General features: G+C 40.5%; 18 protein-coding genes. All 18 read left to right on the forward strand.

The window, feature by feature from the left end:
* Window positions 1–59 precede the first annotated feature (59 nt).
* The 18 genes from BV375_RS17380 to BV375_RS38730 all read left to right on the forward strand — a co-directional run bounded on the left by BV375_RS17380 (window position 60) and on the right by BV375_RS38730 (window position 21,971).
* Window positions 60–626: a DUF192 domain-containing protein gene (locus BV375_RS17380; protein WP_086762622.1), complete on the forward strand. Its 567-nt coding sequence runs from the start codon at window positions 60–62 to the stop codon at window positions 624–626.
* 372 nt (window positions 627–998) lie between these two features.
* On the forward strand, window positions 999–1,598 hold the full coding sequence (locus tag BV375_RS17385; protein ID WP_086762624.1) for a hypothetical protein: 600 nt from the start codon (window positions 999–1,001) through the stop codon (window positions 1,596–1,598).
* A gap of 93 nt (window positions 1,599–1,691) precedes the next feature.
* Window positions 1,692–2,027, forward strand: coding sequence for a hypothetical protein (locus BV375_RS17390; RefSeq protein WP_062296238.1), 336 nt, complete (start codon window positions 1,692–1,694; stop codon window positions 2,025–2,027).
* 43 nt (window positions 2,028–2,070) lie between these two features.
* On the forward strand, window positions 2,071–4,899 hold the full coding sequence (locus tag BV375_RS17395; protein ID WP_086762626.1) for a hypothetical protein: 2,829 nt from the start codon (window positions 2,071–2,073) through the stop codon (window positions 4,897–4,899).
* 112 nt (window positions 4,900–5,011) lie between these two features.
* Entirely contained in the window at window positions 5,012–5,743 is a 732-nt protein-coding gene (locus BV375_RS17400) for a hypothetical protein (RefSeq protein WP_010993861.1), read from the forward strand.
* A 70-nt stretch (window positions 5,744–5,813) separates the two neighbouring features.
* Window positions 5,814–6,965, forward strand: a complete 1,152-nt coding sequence (locus tag BV375_RS17405) for a hypothetical protein (RefSeq protein WP_011316863.1) — start codon at window positions 5,814–5,816, stop codon at window positions 6,963–6,965.
* Between the two features lie 13 nt (window positions 6,966–6,978).
* Window positions 6,979–7,755, forward strand: a complete 777-nt coding sequence (locus tag BV375_RS17410) for a hypothetical protein (RefSeq protein ID WP_086762627.1) — start codon at window positions 6,979–6,981, stop codon at window positions 7,753–7,755.
* Between the two features lie 24 nt (window positions 7,756–7,779).
* Window positions 7,780–9,609, forward strand: coding sequence for a TrbI/VirB10 family protein (locus tag BV375_RS17415; RefSeq protein ID WP_086762629.1), 1,830 nt, complete (start codon window positions 7,780–7,782; stop codon window positions 9,607–9,609).
* Window positions 9,606–10,457, forward strand: a complete 852-nt coding sequence (locus BV375_RS17420; protein WP_086762631.1) for a hypothetical protein — start codon at window positions 9,606–9,608, stop codon at window positions 10,455–10,457. The genes BV375_RS17415 and BV375_RS17420 overlap by 4 nt, the downstream gene beginning before the upstream one ends.
* A 6-nt stretch (window positions 10,458–10,463) precedes the next feature.
* The gene (locus tag BV375_RS17425; protein ID WP_086762633.1) at window positions 10,464–11,876 is read left to right on the forward strand and encodes a hypothetical protein; all 1,413 of its coding nucleotides are present in this window, start codon (window positions 10,464–10,466) and stop codon (window positions 11,874–11,876) included.
* A gap of 143 nt (window positions 11,877–12,019) precedes the next feature.
* Entirely contained in the window at window positions 12,020–13,786 is a 1,767-nt protein-coding gene (locus tag BV375_RS17430; RefSeq protein WP_086762739.1) for a type IV secretion system DNA-binding domain-containing protein, read from the forward strand.
* An 86-nt stretch (window positions 13,787–13,872) separates the two neighbouring features.
* Window positions 13,873–16,386, forward strand: a complete 2,514-nt coding sequence (locus BV375_RS17435; protein WP_086762635.1) for a hypothetical protein — start codon at window positions 13,873–13,875, stop codon at window positions 16,384–16,386.
* Window positions 16,387–16,687: 301 nt separating this feature from the next.
* On the forward strand, window positions 16,688–17,494 hold the full coding sequence (locus tag BV375_RS17440; RefSeq protein ID WP_086762637.1) for a hypothetical protein: 807 nt from the start codon (window positions 16,688–16,690) through the stop codon (window positions 17,492–17,494).
* 138 nt (window positions 17,495–17,632) lie between these two features.
* Window positions 17,633–19,153 (forward strand): RNA-guided endonuclease TnpB family protein, encoded by a 1,521-nt coding sequence (locus BV375_RS17445; protein WP_243713969.1) that lies wholly within the window; start codon window positions 17,633–17,635, stop codon window positions 19,151–19,153.
* Window positions 19,154–19,285: 132 nt separating this feature from the next.
* The gene (locus tag BV375_RS17450; RefSeq protein WP_086762639.1) at window positions 19,286–20,128 is read left to right on the forward strand and encodes a hypothetical protein; all 843 of its coding nucleotides are present in this window, start codon (window positions 19,286–19,288) and stop codon (window positions 20,126–20,128) included.
* Window positions 20,129–20,495: 367 nt separating this feature from the next.
* A complete protein-coding gene (locus tag BV375_RS17455) occupies window positions 20,496–20,951 on the forward strand; it encodes a hypothetical protein (protein ID WP_086762641.1) in 456 nt (151 codons plus the stop codon).
* Between the two features lie 2 nt (window positions 20,952–20,953).
* A complete protein-coding gene (locus BV375_RS17460; RefSeq protein WP_243713970.1) occupies window positions 20,954–21,802 on the forward strand; it encodes a hypothetical protein in 849 nt (282 codons plus the stop codon).
* A gap of 43 nt (window positions 21,803–21,845) precedes the next feature.
* A complete protein-coding gene (locus tag BV375_RS38730) occupies window positions 21,846–21,971 on the forward strand; it encodes a hypothetical protein (protein ID WP_279432933.1) in 126 nt (41 codons plus the stop codon).
* Window positions 21,972–22,011 lie beyond the last annotated feature (40 nt).

Genomic DNA, 22,011 nt, shown 5'->3' on the forward strand with positions numbered 1-22,011 from the left:
TCAACAGTTCATAATGTTTGCCATTTCTAAACACTTTACTACTTTATTTAGCTAAAACTATGGAAGTTACAAGACAAACTGCTCAAACCAACATTCAAACTAAACAATCACAAAATCCAGAAAAAAGCCTATTTTTCAAATTCATCAAATTTATCAAATTTGTTGGGCCAATTGCTGGTTTTACTGCTGCCCTCTCACCCCTACCGCTATACTTTTGGACTCGCCAGCCCCAGTATTTACCTATTGGTGCAACCTTTACCAGTAACAATCAAACAGTTCAACTCGAATTAGCAGACGATAGAAAAGAATATGCCCACGGACTAAAATTTCGTAATTCGATCCCTGAAAATCACGGAATGTTATTTGTCCTCAACAAACCTGAAAAAGTTAAACTTTGGATGAAAGATACGTATATTCCTTTAGATATGATATTTCTCCAAGATGGAGTTATCAAATCAATCGTAGAAGCAGCTCCCCCTTGCAAAACCAAAACCTGTCCTAAATATGATTCAATTTATCCTGTTAACCAGGTTATTGAATTACCTGCTAACAGTACCAAAACCCTCAATCTCAAAGTAGGCAAGAAACTCCTACTCGATTTCAACACAAATAAAACGCAGAATTAGTTGACGGAGAGTTGAGCCATCACAACAACCTAGCGGTAAACAACCGTAATTACGCTACGTCATATATCAATGTTTGACCCCCGATATAGGCTATATCGGGGGTCAAACATTATGAAATCAACCACTGATTTAATTATTGGAACTTGTCAAGCAAATTTGTCTGATTTTTTATTGAATGATTTACTGAAAAACATAGTGTCTAAAAATAGAAAATTTTTAGATGATTTCAAGGTTATTAATCTCATAAAATAATTTCACAAGTGAGAAGTTGGAGCAGATATTTACTCCAATCAAAACTTTGGTAAAAAGCAGTAATTCAGCCTTAATTACCCCTACAAAGTTTCATCCACTAATTTCTGAAATAATCTTTTTATGAGAACAGACTACGAATCTGATTTTGGTAGCGATCGCATTCCTTCCAACGAAGAATACGGATACCCCGTTTCCACCCGTCGCAAAAAGCGCAACTGGAAAGAAAACGCCAGCATTGCCGGACTGATGGCAGTTGGTACTGGCTTGATGATTGCAGATATCTCACTCCACCACATGGTGATGGCATCTCTCGCGTTTGGAACTGGCATCGTAGCGTTACTACCCAAGGAAGCAAACTTACTACTTTCCAACTTTGAGAAGTGGCAGCGCAAGTATGGCATCAATATTTATACTGTTCTGTTTTGCTTGGTAGGTGTAGTATTTATGTTGGACATTGCCACTGCACCTGCAAATGCCCAGTTCATGCAAAACGCAGAGGACTTCTTCACAGAATACTTTACTGGTGTCAATGAAGATATTATTAGGTACGTATTTGCGGTACTGCGCGGTTTGTTCCTAATTTACCTGGGTATTGGTCTGATTAGGGTCGTTCAAGCAGCCAGAAACGACGAAGATTGGCAAACGATCGCCCGTACACCAATTATCGTTGCCCTCACAGTTGTAGTCGGAGACTTGCTTGCAGGACTGGTAACAGGCTGATACGTCACTCGTCAAAAAAGCCACCACGAGTGGCACAATTCCACAAGTGCCACTCATCAAAATTTCAAAAACTGACTTTTGTCTTTCGTAATAATGGCCAGAGAACGGGAATTTCGTACTGTCAACCGCGTATTAGGAGAACAGCCGCGCCTTGGGCCATTCCCCGCCGACCAAATTGTTCCCTGGAGTGCGATCGCTCTCATCTCCTACATGGTAGTTAAGGGTTTTATGCAAGCTTCCTGGCTGGCAACCGGAATTGTAACCGCTTGGGGATGGGCAACTTGGTGGACGGTAAGTTCCAACAAAGCCTTCTTCGGTAAGTTTGTCGGCACGCCCCGCATCACCCGTGGTTACAAACCTTTTGTTTCTCTCGTTAATCCTTTACAACCTCAATCCCAGAAAAAGCACCAGCTGAAAAAACGCAGATAAAGCTAGCTTTAGTAAAAAATATCACCGAACGAAAATACAGGCTATGAGTTCGACCGTCTCCACGAAAACAAAGGACAAAATTGGTAAAAAATCCCTCGATACCGAACAATTAGGTGTTGTCAAAAACCTGACACCGTTTGAGGATATTACTCATTTAGCCGGGATTGCAAGTATCTCGCTTGCTGGTCGTAGAGATATCGGCGCACTCATTCTCCAGAAAAAAGAAGATATTCAAATCAAGTTCTGCTTCGACGTACAAGGAGTCCACCCGTCTTTACCAGAAGAACAGATTATCCCAATTTTTGAAAATATTGAGGGTGGACTCAAAGAACTTCCCGAACGCGAAACCTTGACAATTCATCTTGGTTCGTTCACTGATGATTTTCTTCGACAGCAGGAACTAAAAAAGATAGAGGATAAATGCAACCTAGAGCAACTAACTTTATTAGTGCGATCGGAACGTCTGCGAGCAAGAGAACTCACTAAAGCAGGAACTCGTAAAAATAAGTTTTTACGTTTCTGGTGTACCTATAGTGTCTTGGCTTCTGAAGACAGTCGCTCAAATGATGCAATTGAAAAAACTATCAAACAATTGCAAAATGCCTGGTTCCAATTTACTGGACAAATTCACAGTGTTCGGCAAGAACGAATCGAAACAATTTTACGGGATAGTTTTACCTCTGGGTTTCAACGGTGGGAACAACTTTTGACAAACTCGATGGGGCTTTCAGTACGAGCAGTCACAAGTGAGGAATTATGGTCAATTCTTTGGAGCCAATTTAACCGTAGCGATGCACCCAAAGTTCCCAATCCCCTCATATTAGATGAAGAGGGACTTCGAGAAGTTCAAACTAGCGATTTCCACATTCGCCACCTGATGCTGGAGAATGAAAAATCTGTCCCGTTTCTCGATCGCAGCTGGGTAAGACTGCAAGACAAGTATATCGGCGTTCTTCAGTTTAGCGAAAAGCCCCAAGGCTGGGTAGACGAATACGCCCAGCTTCGATACCTCTGGGAGGTAATATCCAAAGAAAAAATCTCCAACACCGAGATTATTTGCCAGCTATCTAAAGCCAACCAGGGACTTGCCAAAACTGCACTTCAACGAATTACCAAACAGTCAATTACCTCCAGCGCGATGTCTTCAGAGAAGGGGTCAATTGACGTAAAAGCCAATATGAACATCGAGGAGGCAGTTAAGGCACAAGAAACTATCCTCAGAGGCAGTCTCCCCATCCATACTGCTGTTGTTTTTTGTGTCCATCGTCACAGCCGTCAAAAACTTGATGAAGCTTGTCAATACCTTTCTAGCTGTTTCTTACGACCTGCTGTAGTTGAGAGAGAAATCGAGTATACTTGGAAAACATGGTTACAATGTGTACCTGTTGTTTGGGAAAACTTACTTACAAGACCCTTTAACCGTCGCCTCCCATATTTCTCATCAGAAGTTCCCGGACTCATGCCAATAGTCAGAACAGCTACGGGAGATAAATCCGGGTTTGAGCTAATTGCTGAAGAAGGAGGAACTCCAGTACATCTTGACTTGTACAAGCAGCACAAAAATCTCGCCATTTTTGGTACTACCCGTGCGGGTAAATCTGTCTTAGTAGCAGGTCTATTAACACCTGCCTTGGCTCAAAATATTCCTGTAATTGCGCTTGATTATCCCAAACCCGATGGTACTAGCACGTTTACTGACTACACCAAATTTATGGGAGAAGAAGGGGCGTATTTCGATATTAGTAAAGAGTCGAACAATCTATTTGAATTACCAGATTTAAGGGGATATGATCCTGAAGTTATTAAAGAAAGAATGACCGATTTCAAGGAATTCTTGAAATCAACATTAATGATAATGGTACTAGGGACAAATCCTGTAGGGGTAAGTCCGACAACGGTATCAAATATTGAAAGTATCATTACAATCACAATTGAAACTTTTTACAACGATGAAGATATCAAACTTCGGTACAAGCTAGCATTAGAAAATGGATTGGGAACACCTGAATGGGCAGATATTCCCACACTTAAAGATTTTTATAATTATTGTTCGCCTGGATTTATCAAACTCGATTCCATTACCAATAATAGTAAAGAAATCCTCGATGCCCTTGACCAAATCAGATTGCGATTAAAGTTTTGGCTAAATTCACGAGTTGGGCAATCAATCGCCAATCCATCTAGCTTTAAAACTGATGCTCGATTGCTTGTATTCGCATTGCGATCGCTTGGGAGTGAAGCCGATGCCGCAGTCCTTGCCCTGAGTGCCTATTCCGCAGCCTTACGTAGAGCTTTATCATCTAAAGTATCAATATTTTTCTTAGACGAAGCACCAATTTTATTCAATTTTGAGAGCATAGCCGAGCTAATTGGTAGGCTCTGCGCTAACGGTGCAAAAGCAGGTATACGTGTAATTTTATCTGCCCAAGAACCAGAAAGTATCTTCCAAAGTAAGTCTGCTTCCAAGATATTTGCTAACATCACAACCCGCCTGATCGGTCGGATTCAAACATCGGCAGTTGACCCATTTGTGAACAGGTTTAAATATCCTTATGAAATTATCTCGCGTAATAGTACCGAAGCATTCTTCCCAAAACGCGAAAGTATTTATTCACAGTGGTTACTTGACGATAATGGCAAACTTACGTTCTGTAGGTATTATCCTGCTTATTGCTTACTTGCAGCAGTAGCAAATAATCCGAATGAGCAAGAATTACGCACTCTATTTCTCAATAAATATGCCGATAATCCAATGCTGGGTATGGTGAAATTTTCAGAAAGTTACATACAGATGCTTCGAGGAGATGAGTTAAGCCAAGAAGCACAACAATTACTGGATAACAATAACAATCAGCAATTAAAGTCAGCATAAATTATAGAAGAAAAGCTAAGAATAATCTGGATTTATAACAGGAATAATTAATACCTCATAAACAAGTGGCTTAACTTTGATTGCCACATTGATTATTTTATCCACGAAAAGTATGAAACCAAAATTCAAGTTTACTAAGAAAGGAGTAATAATCGGGTCAATAATTGGTCTGGTTACTTTACTCGGTACAGCACCCAGTTATGCCTTTTCAATTGACGACTTCTTCAAGGTTTTAGGGAAATTCAATAACTATTTTGAGGAAACCAAAAAGGAACTCACTTCAGGAACTAATAAATGGGGTGGGATGAAAGGCGAAGCTAAAACTGCTATTCAGACTGGCAGTATGGATATGCCAGACCCAGTAAACTCAGCCGAAAAGCTCAAAGAGCAACTTAAGAGTAAGGGTAACTGGAATGAAAGCAACACAGTTGAAGCTGCGGTCAGTGCAGCTAACGAACTGGAGAGAGAAACCACCCGCGCCACAATCGCCAGCGTCTTAGGGGAAGTTGGTCAGGAACGTACCAAAAATGAAATAGAAGCAACTGAACAAACTGTAGCTGAGGCCAAAGAACTCGCAGAATCTGCACAACCAATGGATGCTTCACAAAACATCCTCAAGGTCATTGCTGCCCAAAACTCGCAAATTGTCTCAATGTTGGGTCAATCTCGCATTGATGGACTGCAAACACGGCACGATGCCCAACAAACTAACCTAATGCTATCTCAACTTGCCGAACAGGGGGCAAGCGATCGCCGTCGTCAAAACCTGATGATGGACGGTATTAGCGCCCAGTATATCGAAATCAGTGGGTTTAGCAGTCTCAAAACTACCGCAGGGGAATAATTCACCCTAATTAGTTGGTCATCTCAATTGCAGAGATGACCAATTCTCCATCAGGTACATAATACAGACCATGTTAGAACATCTTGTAATTGCAACCGACCCATTCTTCGGGCAAGACATTTTAGAAAATGCGTCAGCTGGAGCGCAACTAGTAGCAGAAGGTTTTAATGAACTTTGGCAGGAAACCCTCAACGGTAACTTGTACGGCTCGATGTGCAAAGTTGGTCAGTTTTTTGCGATCGCCACACTCACCCTTTTTATGGTTGAGTTAGGCAAAAACTGGATAAATCAAGAAGATATGAAAGCCCTCTCCAGTTTGATATGGCCCATTCTGGTTATCGGGCTACTAGCTAACAATGGCACTTTACTCAGAAGTGGAACACTCGCCATCCGGGGATACATTAATACTGTTAATAATGACATCCTAGAATTTACTGCTGCCGGAGCCAACCTAGAAGTAGCATTCAACCGCGCAGTCGGCAATATTGCCCTCCAACAGCAAGTAGGGGCGGCAATGGAAAGATGCCGTTCCATCCCTGGTAACACGCAAGATTCAATCACCTGCTTGCAACAAGCAGAAGCAGAACTTAAAACCTCAGCACCCGATCTATTTAAAGGAGAAGCCCCCGATAGCGGTAGTTGGGAATTTAACCCACTTCAGGCTTTATCTGATGCTAAAGACGCGCTCGAAAATCTCTCCCCTGGTCAAATCGCCGAAAAGATTGGCAATACTATCACCAGTACAATCGGTTCAATGATTACCGGATTTGTCGCAGTCATCCTCCTCGCCCTCAATAACGCTTACCAATGGGGTATAGAATTCACGATGCTTTTAACTGCCCTACTTGGCCCGTTGGCAATAGGCGGTTCGCTACTCCCCTTTGGCGCAAAACCTATTTTCGCTTGGCTAACTGGTTATTTCACCGTTGGAATGGCGAAACTCTGCTTCAACATGATTATTGGTTTGTGCGGACAACTTATCGCTAATTCCGAACAAAATCAACCGATGATATTTCTGCTTTTTGTTGGGTTAGTTTCTCCTATCCTTGCATCTGCATTAGCCGCAGGTGGTGGAATAGCTGTTTGGACAGGATTAGGTAAAACAGTAGCATTTGGCTCTGAAATTGCAGCAGGAATCGCTACAGGTGGAGCAAGTACAACTGCTACGGTTGCTGTCAATGCCACCAAATTTGTTAGTTCCAAAATCAAAGTTAAAAAGTAATTAACAAATAATTATGCTTAAACCTAAGTCTAAATCTCAACCAGCTCGGCTCCTCAGTTATGGGCAATCTACCTCCACACCTATTGCAATGGCGATCGCCGTAACAGCAGGAGGAACTATCTTATCTACCCTATTGCAAATAATAAATATTGGCATGAGTGCTAGCACAAATCATCATGTCAAAGGCATGACGATTGTTCAACTCCAAGATGGGTCTATTTCACCTGGTAAATTTGCTGCTCCCAACGAACGCGAAGCCGAAACTATCAAACGCTTTATCTCAGATAGCATGATTAAAATGTTCGGCTGGAACGGAATAATCGAAGCAACAGAGAATGGCGAAAATGTTACTAAACCTGATAGGGGAATAGATATTCAAACAACAAAAAATAGTAGAAAAAAAATTCCTACTAGAGCCTGGGAAGCTGCATTTGCACTATCTGAAAATCAAGATTTTAGGGCGAATTTTCTCAAGAAATTAGCAGAAATCGTTCCAAGTGGTGTATTTAACGGTGAAATTCAAGTTTCACTTGTAACTCGCCATATCTCTGAACCCAGAAAAATTAAGGATGGGCAGTGGGAAGTCGATTATATCGCAACGCTCGTCAGCTTTAATAGGAACGAAAACCAAGGCAAAGGAATCGCCTTTAACAAAACAATTACTGTCGAGGCTGTCGATACTCCCAAGTTACCAAATAAGCCAAATGAACTCGATAAGAAAATTTATTTAATACGAGAACCAGGTTTAGAAATTACTCAAATCGTTGATTATAACCTCGGCAAGAAATAAAAATCATTAATCAAGTATAGAACTATGTTACAGCTAGAAAACGAGGCTTCCAATAAACATATATCTTCCGTAAATAGTCTTTTACCAATCGATAGGACAGAAGAAGATGAAGTTGAAAATTCACAATTTGAGGTGGTTGAAGAAGATGAAACGGAAGTAGAAGACCCCGCGTTAATCCAAACTAAACACGACTTTGTTACATCTCCCTGGTCAAGGTTAGGAATTATTGGTGGTGCATTTGGTGCTGGGTTTCTAGTTATATTTGTTGTCCTCAACGGCATGATGAATGGGAGTGGTAAAAATGCCAAAAAACCAGAATTAACTACTACCCCAACTCCCACGGTTGCCGCATCTGAGAAAAAAGAAGGCGATGTTTATGCCAAGCTTGCTCTCGCCAAGCAACAGGAAGAACTTGATGCCCTAAATGGTAAAGCTAACACGGAAGACAAAGAGGAGAAAAAGGAAACTACTGAAGAACAACAAGCCAAAAACCAAGAGAAAACCCGTTCTATTCGACAACGAAGGGTAGTTGCTCAAGAAACTCCCCCTACTTCGAGAAGACGTGTATACCGGGAAGAAACACCCGAACCTGTTAGACCAACACGTAGAGTAGTGGCTTCACAGCCAATACCACCTCTACGTCCTAGCGCTCCTCTGCCAAAATTTGCCAAACAAACAATTGCTAGCAACCAGAGTGTCGCCAAAGACCCAATAGCTGAACTCGAACGCCTGCGTAACCTGGGTTCGGTTGGTCGAGTTGAGTATATGCTAGCCAGTACCACTGTCAGTGAACCTACAAACACAACAGTACAAGAAGTTACAGCTAAAACTGAAGAAACATTACGCCCAGCAGAACAAAATAGCGATCGCTCTCGTCGTCGCCGTAGCCGACGCAGCGAGAATACCGAAACAGTTACCAATACTCCTAATCAAGTTGAAGAACTGCGCCCCCGTTGGCAACCTATAACCACAAATGATAGTACTCCTGAGTATGGCAATACTGATGACAAAGATAACAATCAAGCCGTGCCAGTTATTTATAGCTTCTCGGTAAAAGAGCCACAAATTAGCTTACAACTTGACAAAGAAAAGACCGTAGAATCCAGTTTTGCTAGTAATAAAGAAAACAACTCCACTCAGCAAATCGAACAAGTTGCGAATAACTACCTGCCAGAAGAAGCGCAGATACTCCAAGAAACACAACCGCAGTATATAGTTGTCGGTTCGTTTGCAAGTGCAACCCTGGTAACTCCGCTCGTTATGCCCCAAACCAGTAATAACGCTCGTTCCCAGGAGCAGACAAATACATTACGGTTTGTCGCCCGGTTGGACGAGCCGCTTTATAGCAATACTGGTGAAATAGCCATTCCCGTAGGAACGCAGGTAACTATCGCCATGATTTCGGTTGATAGCACATCAGGTGTGCGTGCCGAAGTCACGGCCATCCTCAAAGACGGCACAGAATATCCTCTATCACCTGGAACGATATCAGTTTTGGGAGAGACGGGTTCACCCCTAATCGCCAGACCTTACGACGACAAGGGATCTGAAATTGCCAAATATGATGCCACATTAGGGACAATAGCTGGTCTTGCCAAGGTAGGGGAAATTATCAACCAGCCGGATGAAGAAGTCACAGAAGATTTGCCTTTAGGTGGGACAAGAACCCGCAGTCGCAATAATAACCGCAACCTGGCAGCTGCTTTCCTTGAAGGTGCTTTTGGCAAACTTGGCGAAACAGTCAGCAAGCGGACAGAACGTGCTACTGATGAAATCAACCGCCGTCCCAATGTTTGGTATGTGCCTAAAGACACTAAAATCACAATCAAAGTCGATAGGTCAATCAAGCTGTGAAACTAAGAAATATAGCCGATTTTAGTTTAAGGATGCCTTGGGCGATTGCCTCTGGCACTGCGCTCCGCGCAATCGCCTTTAGCGGATGCCTCACCATCACCTCCGTGCTTGCACCAAACCAACTTGTACTAGTAAATACTATCCGTCAAGTTGCAGCGTCCCAGGTGTCAGGGGAAAATGCTCAATTGCAGACAGTTAAGGTCTGGCCCGGACATGGGGTATCAATATCGTTCTACAACACCAAAGAAATTATCAAGAAAATCTGGTTGGATGACCCATCTAGGTTTGTTTTTGATGTAGACGGATGTCTTGAGGGCTTGGGTAAGTGTTCTGGAAGCAGCACGGGTGCAGGACTAATTCACATTCGCCGCATCGAGACAGTCAAAATCCCCGGTTTACCACCAGCTCCTTACGGGGCCCACATGACGGTGATTACCGAATCTGGCTCAACAAGGAAAAGCTATCACTTCCGGATTGTAGCGGGCAGTGGCACACCAGAGTACAGCCAAATTGAAATTATTGGCGACACTCCCAGCAAACCTGAAGAAGTAAAACCAAAGGTCAGTTACACCGCATTATCTGATAGCAGACATATCGCCAAAGGGATGCAAGTTGCTCTAAAAAACCAGTGGGTTACGACAGACAGCAAGCTCTGGAAGCGTCTGAACCAACTTGTTGAGTTGCGATCGCAAGGAGAGGAACTTGTCGTCGCCGCCAGCACTACCGGAGTATCAATGCAATTGGTTGAAAAACTCATGCTACTGGGTGGAAAGCGCTTGTTAGAAATACCACCACAGCGCAATAACCCTCTCACAACAACAAATCCAGGTAAATCAAGTTTTAAATAAATAGTGATGTATAACGAACATCTAGCCACTAACAACCAAATTTTAGATACTACAGCAGAAGTAACTGCGATCGTACCAGTGAGAGCTGCAAGTCAAGAAACTACTCACAACAAAACCGACCGAGGGCTTGAGTATCGGATAGAAAAATTTAATAAATTACGCTACCTGATGGTTGCAGGACTTATTGCTGGGCTTGCCCTACACGGATTAATCCGATATGGAGGTAGCTATAATATCGGCAGTCTCTTATTCGGCGAAAAAGCGGTAGCTCAAACAGTTCCATCGAAGTATTCAAATTTGAACACTTCGATAGATAAGACAAAACAAACCAAACAGCCACAGCCCGTTGCAACTAAATATGTCAATGGCGCACCTACTCCCGATTGGAGCAGTATAACGTTTAGAAACATGAAATTTGGTGGTGCTGGCAGTGTCGAATTCCCTAATATCAAAAACCCTGGTATGAAGGAGACACGCACCTGGAGTGCTGGGCAAAGCCTTGCTGAAGTCATGGAACTGGGTGATTTTGAAGCAACTGAGTTCAATATTGAAGATTTCACGCTTAAAGATATCGCCGACATCACGGGCATTCAACTCAAAAATCTCAAACTTTCAGATTTGGAAACACTCGATTGGCAAACACTCGAAGACCTCGCCGAAGCAATTCCTAATTTAGAAGATTCAGAAGTCGGAGCCATTCCACCAATTCAAGAACTAGTAACCAAAGTTACAGGCAGCACCGTAAGCTACCAAACTGTTGGTGAAGTGCTGGACAATTATCCCCAACTGGGAGAAGTGGAACTTGGTGAGTATGTCAAACTTGATAAATATCAACTCACCAGCATCCCTGGTATTGAGGATGCACAACTAAAAGACTTTACTAACTGGCAAAACACAACAATTGGTAAGGTTCCGGGATTAGCTGATGTACCGTTCGATCGGTTCCCCAGTGTTCCCATCCCTGATGTTAGCTTTATCGGCAAAGTAGACTTACCCCTCGGTTCCCTTGAAAGCGGACGCTGGAAGTCAATAAGCGGTAGCTATCAAGCTGGGTTTAATGTTCCGTGCGAGAAAACCTGTGGTCACATCGAAGTTTCGGGTAGCGATATTGTGACTGGCGCACAATGGATGTCCGGTAAAGACCAAAAAGTTAAAGGCGGATTCGGCATCTTGGGCAGTCTCAACGGTGGAAAAGAACCCACAGGTCGTCACCCCTTTGGGAAATCATTTAAACAAGTCATCTGGGACATTAACGAAGCGGACGGCAGTATCACCACCGCGATGTTCTTCCGTATCTGCAAGCGGGGGTGGGTTGACTTGGGTTGCTCGCCCTACTTCATTGGCCCAGTTCCCTTCTTCACCTACCGCGAGATAGACCCAATTATCCTTGGTACGCCCCTCACCGTACCTAAAAATTAACAAGTAAAAAGGCAATCATAGAAAAATTTATCCTCTTTAATTTTTGACTTAGAGAAGACACTCTACACAAATAACGGAGAAATATGCAACTTCACTTCACCGCATATTTCTTCGATTTCCTCATGCAATTAACACAGATTAATATGAATAATTATCTGTTTGCAACTGCTAAAACTAAGACAGTTAGAGAAGTAAAAGCTGCTCATAAAAATAGCAATACTGACTTTAGTAAGTATACAGATAAGTTCATGTCACCTCAAGGTTTGGCACTGGCAGGGGGAATTGGCTTATTGTTGCTTTTACAGCTTTTTAGTAATGGTAAAAAAGGCAAGCTTGCTACTAGCTATTGGGGTGGAGCAAAGGAAACCGCCCAAGCTAAGAAAAAAGCTCTCAAGCAAATCGTCGCTCCTAAGTGCGATAGTGCCAGTTTATATATTGGAGTACACAAATACAAGGGTCAAAAATTACCCAAGAGGAGTGGAGGAGTTCCAGTTTATGTACCCGATGTCCAACGGGGAACTGCTGTAATTGGCGCACCTGGTAGTGGTAAATCATTCTCAGCTATCAACCCGATGATTTACTCAGCAATTGACCAAAGTTTTGGTATCGTATTATACGATTTTAAGTATGCCAGTCAAGCCAAAATCGCCAGTTATGCCAAATCCAAGGGGTATGACGTACATATCTTCGCACCAGGATTTCCCGAATCAGAGGTATGTAACCCAATCGATTTCTTGCGTGACAGTAGCGATGCTGAAACCGCACGGCAGTTAGCTACAGTTATCAACAAAAACTTCCGCCTGTTAGGTAATGCGTCTGAGGATGCCTTCTTTGGCCCCGCCGGCGACCAGTTGACGCAGGCTATTTTAATGCTAACCAAAGAGTTTGGCGAGCGCGCTGATATTATGACGGCTGCGGCAATACTTTCTAGCGAGAAGATGGTCGAACGCTTGATGGCAGCCGAACTAAATCCTTGGATTAGAATAGCTTTTGGTCAATTATTTAGCTCGGCTGGTTCAGAGAAAACTGTAGCGGGTATCGCTGGTAGTGCTTCATTGATGTTCACCCGGTTTATGGCAAGGGGTACATTGGGATGCTTTGTCGGTAAAACAACCCTCCCTCTAGAGGTAAAACGCAAACAGATGATTATCTTCGGGTTAGACCGCGAACGCCGCGATGCTGTCAGCCCCCTGATGACCAGTATTCTTCACATGGTAGTTTCCCGTAGTATTGCCAAAAAACGTAAGGAAGACGGCCCATTAGTAGTGTGCCTTGACGAGTTGCCAAGTATCTTCCTTCCAGATTTATTTAGATGGCTTAATGAATCTCGTTCCGAAGGATTCTGCGGTATCCTGGGTTGGCAAAATATGGGTCAGCTTGAAAAGATTTATGGTAAAGAAATCTCTAAAGCTATCCTTGGTGCGTGCGGTACAAAATTTGTTTTTAATCCTGGTGAAGAAGAATCAGCACGATTATTTTCTGCATATTTAGGTGAAGAGGAAATTAAATATAAACAAAAATCTCGCTCAACTGGAGGGGGTAAAGCCAGCACATCTATCAGCGAACAAGAACGGACTCGCAAGCTATTCGAGCCAGCCCAATTCCTCAAATTACCACCTGGGAAATGTCTATTTATCAACCCTGCTTATAGTAATAAAAATGAGGGTTCAGTACCACTATTAAAAAACATCAAAATTCCCAAATATATCATTGGATTAGAACAAGAAAATGACACTAACTGGGATAAACTCATCAAAGAGCTTGCTAGGAAAAGTACCCAGAAAAAACCCACACAGGAAGATTTAGATTTACGAGTCAAGGAAGTAGATCGGAAGTTCCCTATCCCACAAGCACCCGTACAAGCGGGCAATGCACCTTTGCCTGTTGATGCGTACAAGAGCTTTTTCTAAAAACTTTAAGTTTAATAACCAACTGGTTTTTATAAAGCACAATCTGGCTGTTTGAATTTATAGATTATTTTAACCACATTTAATATATGTTTGACACCAGACAGACTCAAATTAATGAATCATATTTAGGTACAGCCGATACTGCAATTCAAACAAGTCGAGAATTAAGTAAAAGCCTCATCAATGTACTTACTAAGATAACTAAAGTAATTCTCGAAAAACTCAAAGAAGCCCAAGAAGCAAGTAAAATTGCAGTTGAAGTTGGCAAAGATATCTACAATCTTGTACCTGATGAATCTACCCCTGGTGCATATAAATGGGAAAAGGTAGATTTAACCAGCCAAAGTATAAAAAGCAATCAAGAAACTAATATTGTGTTAATGCCCGATTTTTTACTAGAAGGTCAATACACAATAGAAACTGAACCTTTTACTGACTATCAAGCACAAACAATTGCTGCAAGATTAGTAGAAGATGTACTCAATTTAAATAGTGATTATCAGCAAACAAGTGATAATGCTCTGAAAATCACAGCTTATCTAGAGTCAGATGGTTCAGAAAAACAAATCGTTATCTACGAACAAAATAGCGAAGGTAAATGTACAACTAATCTCGTCACTGAAATACTTACTCCAGATGAAATAATAGATGTGGCAAGTGAACCATTAGTTAAGCTACTACCTCCATCTGCTGATATTATTAACAATCATAAAGATACAAAAGAGTTATTATTCGATAATGGAAACTCAGATGTAACAGAAGTAACTCCACCATTAGACAATTTACCAGTAATACTGAACGAAGATAATCAACAATTAAATTTTGAAATTGTAACTACACCAGTTAACTTGTATTACGAAGAAAAAGAAGAAGAAACTGCGGTAGGTTTTATAGATGATATCGATATTAGTAATCCACCCGGCTTTGACTCCCCACCAGATGTAAATTATTATCAGTCTCCTGTAGTCAAAAACTATCCTAAATCAGTAGAGCAGACACTCAACGAACAATCTGAAACTAACATTCAAGCAGTCGAATCAAATACTTCACAACAGTTACTACAAGATGAAAACAGTGAAAACAGTTCGTCTATAAATCAAGAAACCAACTTATATGTTGAAATAGAAGTAGATAACAGTTTTGAAGATGATGTGGTTAATAATCTTCAAGAAGAAATCGCACAGTCCGAAGAAACTATTCAAATTCGACGGATAGTTACTAGTAACCATCAATCTCAAAATCAAGCTGATGAGGAGGTAAATGAAAATGTAACTTCCAATCAGTTTTTTGCACAAGAGCCAGAGGAGCAAGCGACTAATAATCGAAAAAAATATGCATCTGAATTTACCTATCAAGAAGTAGCTAATTCTCAAGATGTAGAGTCAGCAGCGCAACAGTGGGCGCGTCAGGTTGAAGTACCTATTTATCAAATTAATAATAAACAAGCGCGGGAAGAACGTTACAACGGGGAAAATAAAGACATTGCTGAAACTGCGATCGCAATGTTAAAAAAATACGGCACTCTTGAACAAGATGGTTCACGTATTTACCGTAGCGATACATTTGTGATTCGCCAACAGGGAGACACTGTTAGCATTCACCGTCGCAGTGATGAACTATTTGGGTGGGAGAACTCTTTGATGGATTTTAAACTCAACAAAAAAGAGGAACCCAAAATCACGAAAAAGCCTACAGAGATGTTACCTGTTGAACGTCAGGAGTTTCTCATTGTGGCAGAATACTTAAGCGACAATGGCAAGCTACCTGACCTCAATAATGCCGATATCCGTGATGTAGCAAACAGCTTAGGAAGTCTTGCACCTGCCGGCACGATTAAAACGCTGGAAGTATTTAAACAAAATGAGATGTTGCACACCCTGAATAATGTCCTCATCCAGGCTGATAAGGAAGAACTTACAGTAGGTGAATTTACTATCAAGCGATCGCGCAACCCCGAAAAAAATCGAGCCAGCTTGCAATTATTTAAAACTACCGAAGAAAAAGGTACTCAGGAACTTGTCCGGTTTGACCTAACTAAAACCGAAGCCGGCATTACCAAAGAAGTCAGCAAGATGAATATCTCTGAGTACGATATCAACCAAATTAAGTTTATTGCCCAAAACGCCAGCAAACTCAACTTGGAACAAATCTTTGGTAACGAACAATCTACTTCCACAAACGCAGATGCACCCAAAAAACGAGTAATACAAGCAGTTGGCGATTTGCCTGTGACAGTTCACCCTTACATCGCCGAGGAATGGGCAAATATGGTCAAGCATGGTGGCCCTGACTGGGGAGGGGCAATGAATCAAGGCAATGAAGAAATTCTACAACGGATAAATGAGAACAACGGCAAGTTACCAATTGCTGACCAGCGAGAGATGTACTTCAAGATTATGACCTATAAGGCAACTGAGGCACAAAAGCAAGGAGAAACAGTCGTCGATTTTGTTCCGCTTAAAGATATTATGAATGACTTACAAGTATGGCGAGGAGAAGAAATTCGGCAGCAATATACCCCTACTGAACACATACCCTCCCCTCAAAAGCAAACTGTCGCTGCTACACCTAAAACTAAGTCAAGAGAAGTTGAACTATAAATTACCCGTCACCAAGTTTGCAAAGTTGCATTGGCAATATAAAAACTTGGGTTTAGAAGTTCCGCAAATTTACATTAGTTGCAAATTTAAAATTCAACAAGCTTTTCATTTATTTTAATGATTAGTTTATTGTTTTAAATAACACAATACAAGGAAAAATTACTACGTAAAGCTCACGCAGATACTCAATGTAGTATTCCAAGCGAAAAATCAAAAAGTGAGCTTAACATCTGAATTAAAAAATAGAAATTCATCTATCAGGAGATGGTTTGACTCTAGACTAAACCAGACAGTTATTAAAATGATTACTAGCCATAACCAACTATTAGAAAATCAAGAAATTATCAGGCCAGTTGATGGTGTAGATTTTCCATTAGTAGGAAATGCGATTGCCAAAGCACTTGCTAAATATCTAGGAAGTATCTATGAAGATAAAACATGGTTTACTAATTGTCTTGCTCAGGTTGGAGCCAAAGCCCTCAAAATAGAATATGCTTTTGATTACTGCGTTACCAATTCAACTTCCCTTGAAGAAGAAGCTCTAAAGTGTATGCTACTGGGTGCGTTAGAAAACTATGCACGTAGCCGTAACATACATGAAATTATTCAACCCTTTCTACAAAGAGAAAAAACCCTTCAACTTGAACCAGAATATTTCAAAAAATGGCTTCCTAGTATTCAAGATACATCTCAAATTATCGGTATTTTAGCCCGTACTTGGCAAACTGTAGCTAATCAAGTGAGCGGAAATATCACCTGCAATGCTTCATACCCTTTAAGTGAATATCTTGGAGGTGCTGATTGCCAGATAATCGCTGGAAATACTCTTATTGATGTACGAACAACTGCCAAGAAGCGTCCCTTCTCCTTAGAAAATTTTTACCAACAAATTAGTTATGTTCTGCTTGATAGCAATGACACCTATCGTATCAATCAACTAGTCTGGTTTTACAGCCGTCAACAGTCGGTATTCTTCTATCCCACTAACAAAATATTCCGCGACTTGCGAGCAACAAGGGAAGAATTTAAGAAAATGATTCTTGATAATTATGAAACAAATAGACTAGCAGAACATAATAAGGGTTTATATTTTCCCCAGGAAGGATAAAAATATGATTCAAGATTTTCAACTTAACCCTAGCTTCGATATTTACTTAAACGGTATGGAGTATCATAGTTTTCTACAACGTATCTATAATGATAAAATACAGAAAACTAATAAATAATTATTAGGAGGTGATAAATTTTGGCAGCAAAAACACCTAATTTTATAACTGAAATTCCATTAAAAACAACCTCTAAAGACATGGCTGTACTTGCTGCCAGATTAGAAGCAGGAAGACAGTTGTATAACGCTGTATTGTCTGAAGGTTTAACTAGATTAGAATTAGTTCGTAATTCTGAACTATATAATCAAGCTAAACTATTTCCACAAACTAACAAAAAAGAACGTACTACAGCTTTTCAAAAAGCACGTGAAGCTTATAGATTTAGCGATTATGATTTACAATCTTTTGCCAATGCAACATCTATAGCTAGTGTTTGGATTAAATCACATCTTGACGCTCAAACTATTCAAAAAATAGCAACCAGAGCGTTTAAAACTTTAGAAAGATTAATTTATGGAAAGACTAAGAAAGCTAGGTTTAAACAAAAAGGACAGTTTGCGTCTTTAGAAGGTAAAACTAACAAGCAAGGTATTCGCTGGACTGGTTCTAGTGTTGAATGGTTAGGGTTAAAACTTTCGGGAATTATTGATAGTAATGACCCTGTATTATTACATGGTTTAAATTCTAGGATTAAATATGTTCGCTTAGTGCGTCGTATTATCAACCAAAAAACTTACTGGTACGCTCAGTTAGTTTGTGAAGGATTAGCTTATCAAAAGCCAAAAAATGTTATTGGTGATGGTATTGTTGGTATTGATTTAGGTGTTTCAACTGTTGCAATAGTTGGAGATAATCAAACTATTTGGCAACCATTCGCTGAAGAATTAACTTCTAAGCAAAAGAAAATTAGAAGATTACAGCGAAAGATGGACAGACAAAGACGCGCCAACAATCCTGATAATTTTAATCCCAATGGCACTGTAAAAAAAGGTGTAAAACGCTGGCATACATCAAAACGATATAAAAAGACTGCTAACAAAAAACGTGAAATTGACCGCAAACAAGCAGGACACCGTAAGTCTTTGCACGGTCAATTAGTAAATCAAACATTAGCTTTAGGTAAAACAGTTAAAACTGAAAAAGTTAATGTTAAGGCTTGGCAGCGAATTTACGGTAAGTCAATAGGGTTTAAAGCACCATCAAGTTTTCAATCAGAACTAGTACGCAAGGCTGAAAGTGCTGGCGGTACAGTTCTAAAGTTCTCTACTCGAACAACTGCACTGTCTCAAACTTGTTTGTGTGGTAATAGGCATAAAAAATCATTATCTCAACGTGTCCATGATTGCTCAGAATGTGGATTACGTATGCAACGAGATATTTTCTCTGCTTATTTGAGTAGATACGTTGATCCAAAAACAGAAACTCTGTCAATCCCATCAGCTAGAAATGGTTGGATAGGGATGGAACAATCCTTGCTAGACGGTTGGCGGAGCGGGTCAAATCAATCAGCGAGAACTGCGACTAGTTCAAAGTCACCTATCAATAATGGGTCAGAGTTGATGTCTAGTAATCCAATAGCGCGTGAGGAGTCGGAGCCAGTGAGGGCAAACGAAACTTGCTACGCAAGTTGGAACCTCATGTCTTTAGGCATGGGGTAGTTCAGTATGGGAAGAATCGCCCACAACCTCAATCTGGTGATCCACAACTTGCTTGGATAAAGAAGGAACTGGAGCAAGAAAAACAGCTTGTTGTAAATATTTAACCCAGCAGTAATAACACCAAAATGATTTATGGAGACTACAAAGCGCGTAATTAATATAAGTGGAAAATTCGGTAGTTGGACTGTATTAGAAAAACAAGGAAAGCAAGTATTGTGTAAGTGTGATTGTGGAATTCAAAAACTTGTCTATAGTCACACTCTCACCAATGGCCGCTCAACTAACTGCGGTTGTAAGAAAAGAAAAGAATCTATCCCAGTTGGGGCAAATTTTGGGAGACTAAAAGTTATATCTGATGTAGAAGTTAAGGGGAAAAGAGGTGAACTACTCCTCCTTACCTTATGCAGATGCGGAACCCAAAAATATGTTAGTAAAAATAGCTTAAAAAGAGGGCTTACACAAAGTTGCGGATGTTTGCAAAGGGACAGCCTCAAGACCGATAAAACTATCCACGGTCACTGCAAAAGCCACGAGTATAACTCCTGGTTACACATCAAGCGTATCTGCTATAACAAGAACCACCATCAGTACAAATATCATGGCGGGTGCGGCATTGAAGTTGATGCATCCTGGCGTGATAACTTTACCCAATTTCTAAAAGATATGGGATTAGCACCCGAAGGAACAGTTATATCTCGTATTGATCAAGAGAGTGACTTTGCCCCCGGAAATTGTCTGTGGATACCCAGAAAAGAACATTATCGTCAAATACATGTATTAAGAAGAAAAGAATTCTTTATTTCTCAAACTTTACCCAAACCAGTCGTTACCAATAGTGAGATTAATGTTTCACCAAACATTGTTCGAGCAATCATCAAAGATCATGCAAATGGTGAAGCCAACATGAATAAACTTGCTACACAATATAAAATCAGCACTCAAGACGCAATAAATATTATCCTTAACCACGTTTAACCATCAATTTATTTTTAATAAAAGTGCGCCTTTTTAATTGATGGCGCACTTTTTATTTTATAGCAAATACTTAGTTTTAAAAAGCATATCAAATTGATAGTAGATTAATTACCACAGTTGTTACACACATCAGCAATGACTACCTTGCTGATGTGTGATTCAGGAAATAATCACTAATATCTAAAGTGTTGTACCTGAATATAAAGTTTACTGCAATGAATAATATTTGTAATTTGAAACTAAGTATTCATTCATACAAATACGAAATCATTGTTCAGTAGACTAAGTAACCAAACTTTCTACCACAGACGAAGTTATCAATTAGCTGAACAAGCAAAGCCTCAAGTCAAAATTATAAAACTTGCACATGATAATACACAACGGCTCTTATATCTGGTTTCATGCAGGACAAACTGCTAGATGGGGAACTATAAATGCGATTAAAGCATTACCATACCTAATGATTGCATACCAAATCGACGGACAATGGTACAGTGACCCATATTTTTCACAATCTAAAAACTTAGAATATAAACCAGTAATCCCTATAAGTTCAGCAATTATTCATATACCAAAAATAACAGTTGAGTTACAACCAATTGTTCAATTATGTGCTGGATTTAGGAACAAAAGAATTCATAGTCTTTGGGTGGTTAATGCTCCCGCTCAGGTATTGAAACATATATTAGAGTGCAGCCAATGGGACAGTATATCACTCAAGCAACTACTAGCAACTTTGCACGAATTAATTCTTTATGGCTATGAAGTTAAAATACTTCCCGCCAAAAAGGAAACCATATCCGCTATCGAATGGATGGAATAATAATGAATAATAGCAACCAACAACTCACACTTTACTATCCTTGTGCAATTCAGATTTTAGATCAGTTTGTACAGACAATATCAGTTGAGTTTTGGATACAGAATCCAATAAATGAAAAATGGAATCTAATACCATGTAAAAATGGTGATAGCAGCATATCAGGTTACACATATGCGATAGCACCACGGATAATGGTTTATCCCAATGAAGAATATCCGTCAATAGAAGCATTTTTACAAGCGAAACAAGAGGAAGGTGTAGACTATCCCATTCGACATAAAAGAACTTATCTTACAGTTAAGGGTGCTGCATCTCACAAACTATTCTGGGCATGGACAAATCCTCAAACTAATAAAATTGAACGCATCCATTGGCATCCTTTAGCTATAAAAGCAAAGACAAGTGAAGATGACCAAACTGACTACTCAAATCTAACTCCAGTCAAGATTGTAAATGGAAAATTAATTACACTTGAAAAGGACAATTTACCATCAAATAGAGCAGCTTTTTCGGAGTTTATTGCAGACAGAGAAGAAAACCTCCGCCTTGCACTTGAAGCCATGAAATCACCCAATCCTGATGCCGCACTCGAACTACTGGCCATCATGGAAGAAATATCCAAAGACTGCTTCTACGCCAGTTGGATTATGGGCAATGGATACAATTTAGAATCAATTCTTAAATCATGGGATGGCACTAGTAACGTCAGCTACGGTAGTGGTGAAATCACACATCAACAATTAGCACTCATGCGAGTTCTTTGTGAATTATCTCAAGGTTGGTGGTTTTGGGATGAAGATAACGATACTGGCGTAATTTTCCAAAGTTATCCTTACCAGGGAATCGCCTGATTATTGGGGCTGGGAGTCTTGCGATCGCTGTAAAGGATCGAGAATGCGCTTGCGATTAACAGTAGCGCATTTTTATACTGAATATACAGAAGGTTATGCTTCAATTGGTACAGGTTTCTCCGTGGCGATCGCTTGGTTTAAAAGCGGCTCATCAAATCTAGGCGCGTAACTTTCTGTAAAGACGCTTACTTCACCCCGGATACAGAAGA

Origin of the sequence: Nostoc sp. 106C (genome assembly GCF_002154725.1) — a bacterium.
Lineage (GTDB): Bacteria > Cyanobacteriota > Cyanobacteriia > Cyanobacteriales > Nostocaceae > Aulosira.

Excerpts from the sequence above, each read along its gene's own strand:
- BV375_RS17380 (WP_086762622.1), top strand. The coding sequence starts at position 60 with ATGGAAGTTACAAGACAAACTGCTCAAACCAACATTCAAACTAAACAA.
- BV375_RS17385 (WP_086762624.1), top strand. The coding sequence starts at position 999 with ATGAGAACAGACTACGAATCTGATTTTGGTAGCGATCGCATTCCTTCC.
- BV375_RS17390 (WP_062296238.1), top strand. The coding sequence starts at position 1,692 with ATGGCCAGAGAACGGGAATTTCGTACTGTCAACCGCGTATTAGGAGAA.
- BV375_RS17395 (WP_086762626.1), top strand. The coding sequence starts at position 2,071 with ATGAGTTCGACCGTCTCCACGAAAACAAAGGACAAAATTGGTAAAAAA.
- BV375_RS17400 (WP_010993861.1), top strand. The coding sequence starts at position 5,012 with ATGAAACCAAAATTCAAGTTTACTAAGAAAGGAGTAATAATCGGGTCA.
- BV375_RS17405 (WP_011316863.1), top strand. The coding sequence starts at position 5,814 with ATGTTAGAACATCTTGTAATTGCAACCGACCCATTCTTCGGGCAAGAC.
- BV375_RS17410 (WP_086762627.1), top strand. The coding sequence starts at position 6,979 with ATGCTTAAACCTAAGTCTAAATCTCAACCAGCTCGGCTCCTCAGTTAT.
- BV375_RS17415 (WP_086762629.1), top strand. The coding sequence starts at position 7,780 with ATGTTACAGCTAGAAAACGAGGCTTCCAATAAACATATATCTTCCGTA.
- BV375_RS17425 (WP_086762633.1), top strand. The coding sequence starts at position 10,464 with ATGTATAACGAACATCTAGCCACTAACAACCAAATTTTAGATACTACA.
- BV375_RS17430 (WP_086762739.1), top strand. The coding sequence starts at position 12,020 with ATGAATAATTATCTGTTTGCAACTGCTAAAACTAAGACAGTTAGAGAA.
- BV375_RS17435 (WP_086762635.1), top strand. The coding sequence starts at position 13,873 with ATGTTTGACACCAGACAGACTCAAATTAATGAATCATATTTAGGTACA.
- BV375_RS17440 (WP_086762637.1), top strand. The coding sequence starts at position 16,688 with ATGATTACTAGCCATAACCAACTATTAGAAAATCAAGAAATTATCAGG.
- BV375_RS17450 (WP_086762639.1), top strand. The coding sequence starts at position 19,286 with ATGGAGACTACAAAGCGCGTAATTAATATAAGTGGAAAATTCGGTAGT.
- BV375_RS17455 (WP_086762641.1), top strand. The coding sequence starts at position 20,496 with ATGATAATACACAACGGCTCTTATATCTGGTTTCATGCAGGACAAACT.
- BV375_RS17460 (WP_243713970.1), top strand. The coding sequence starts at position 20,954 with ATGAATAATAGCAACCAACAACTCACACTTTACTATCCTTGTGCAATT.
- BV375_RS38730 (WP_279432933.1), top strand. The coding sequence starts at position 21,846 with ATGCGCTTGCGATTAACAGTAGCGCATTTTTATACTGAATATACAGAA.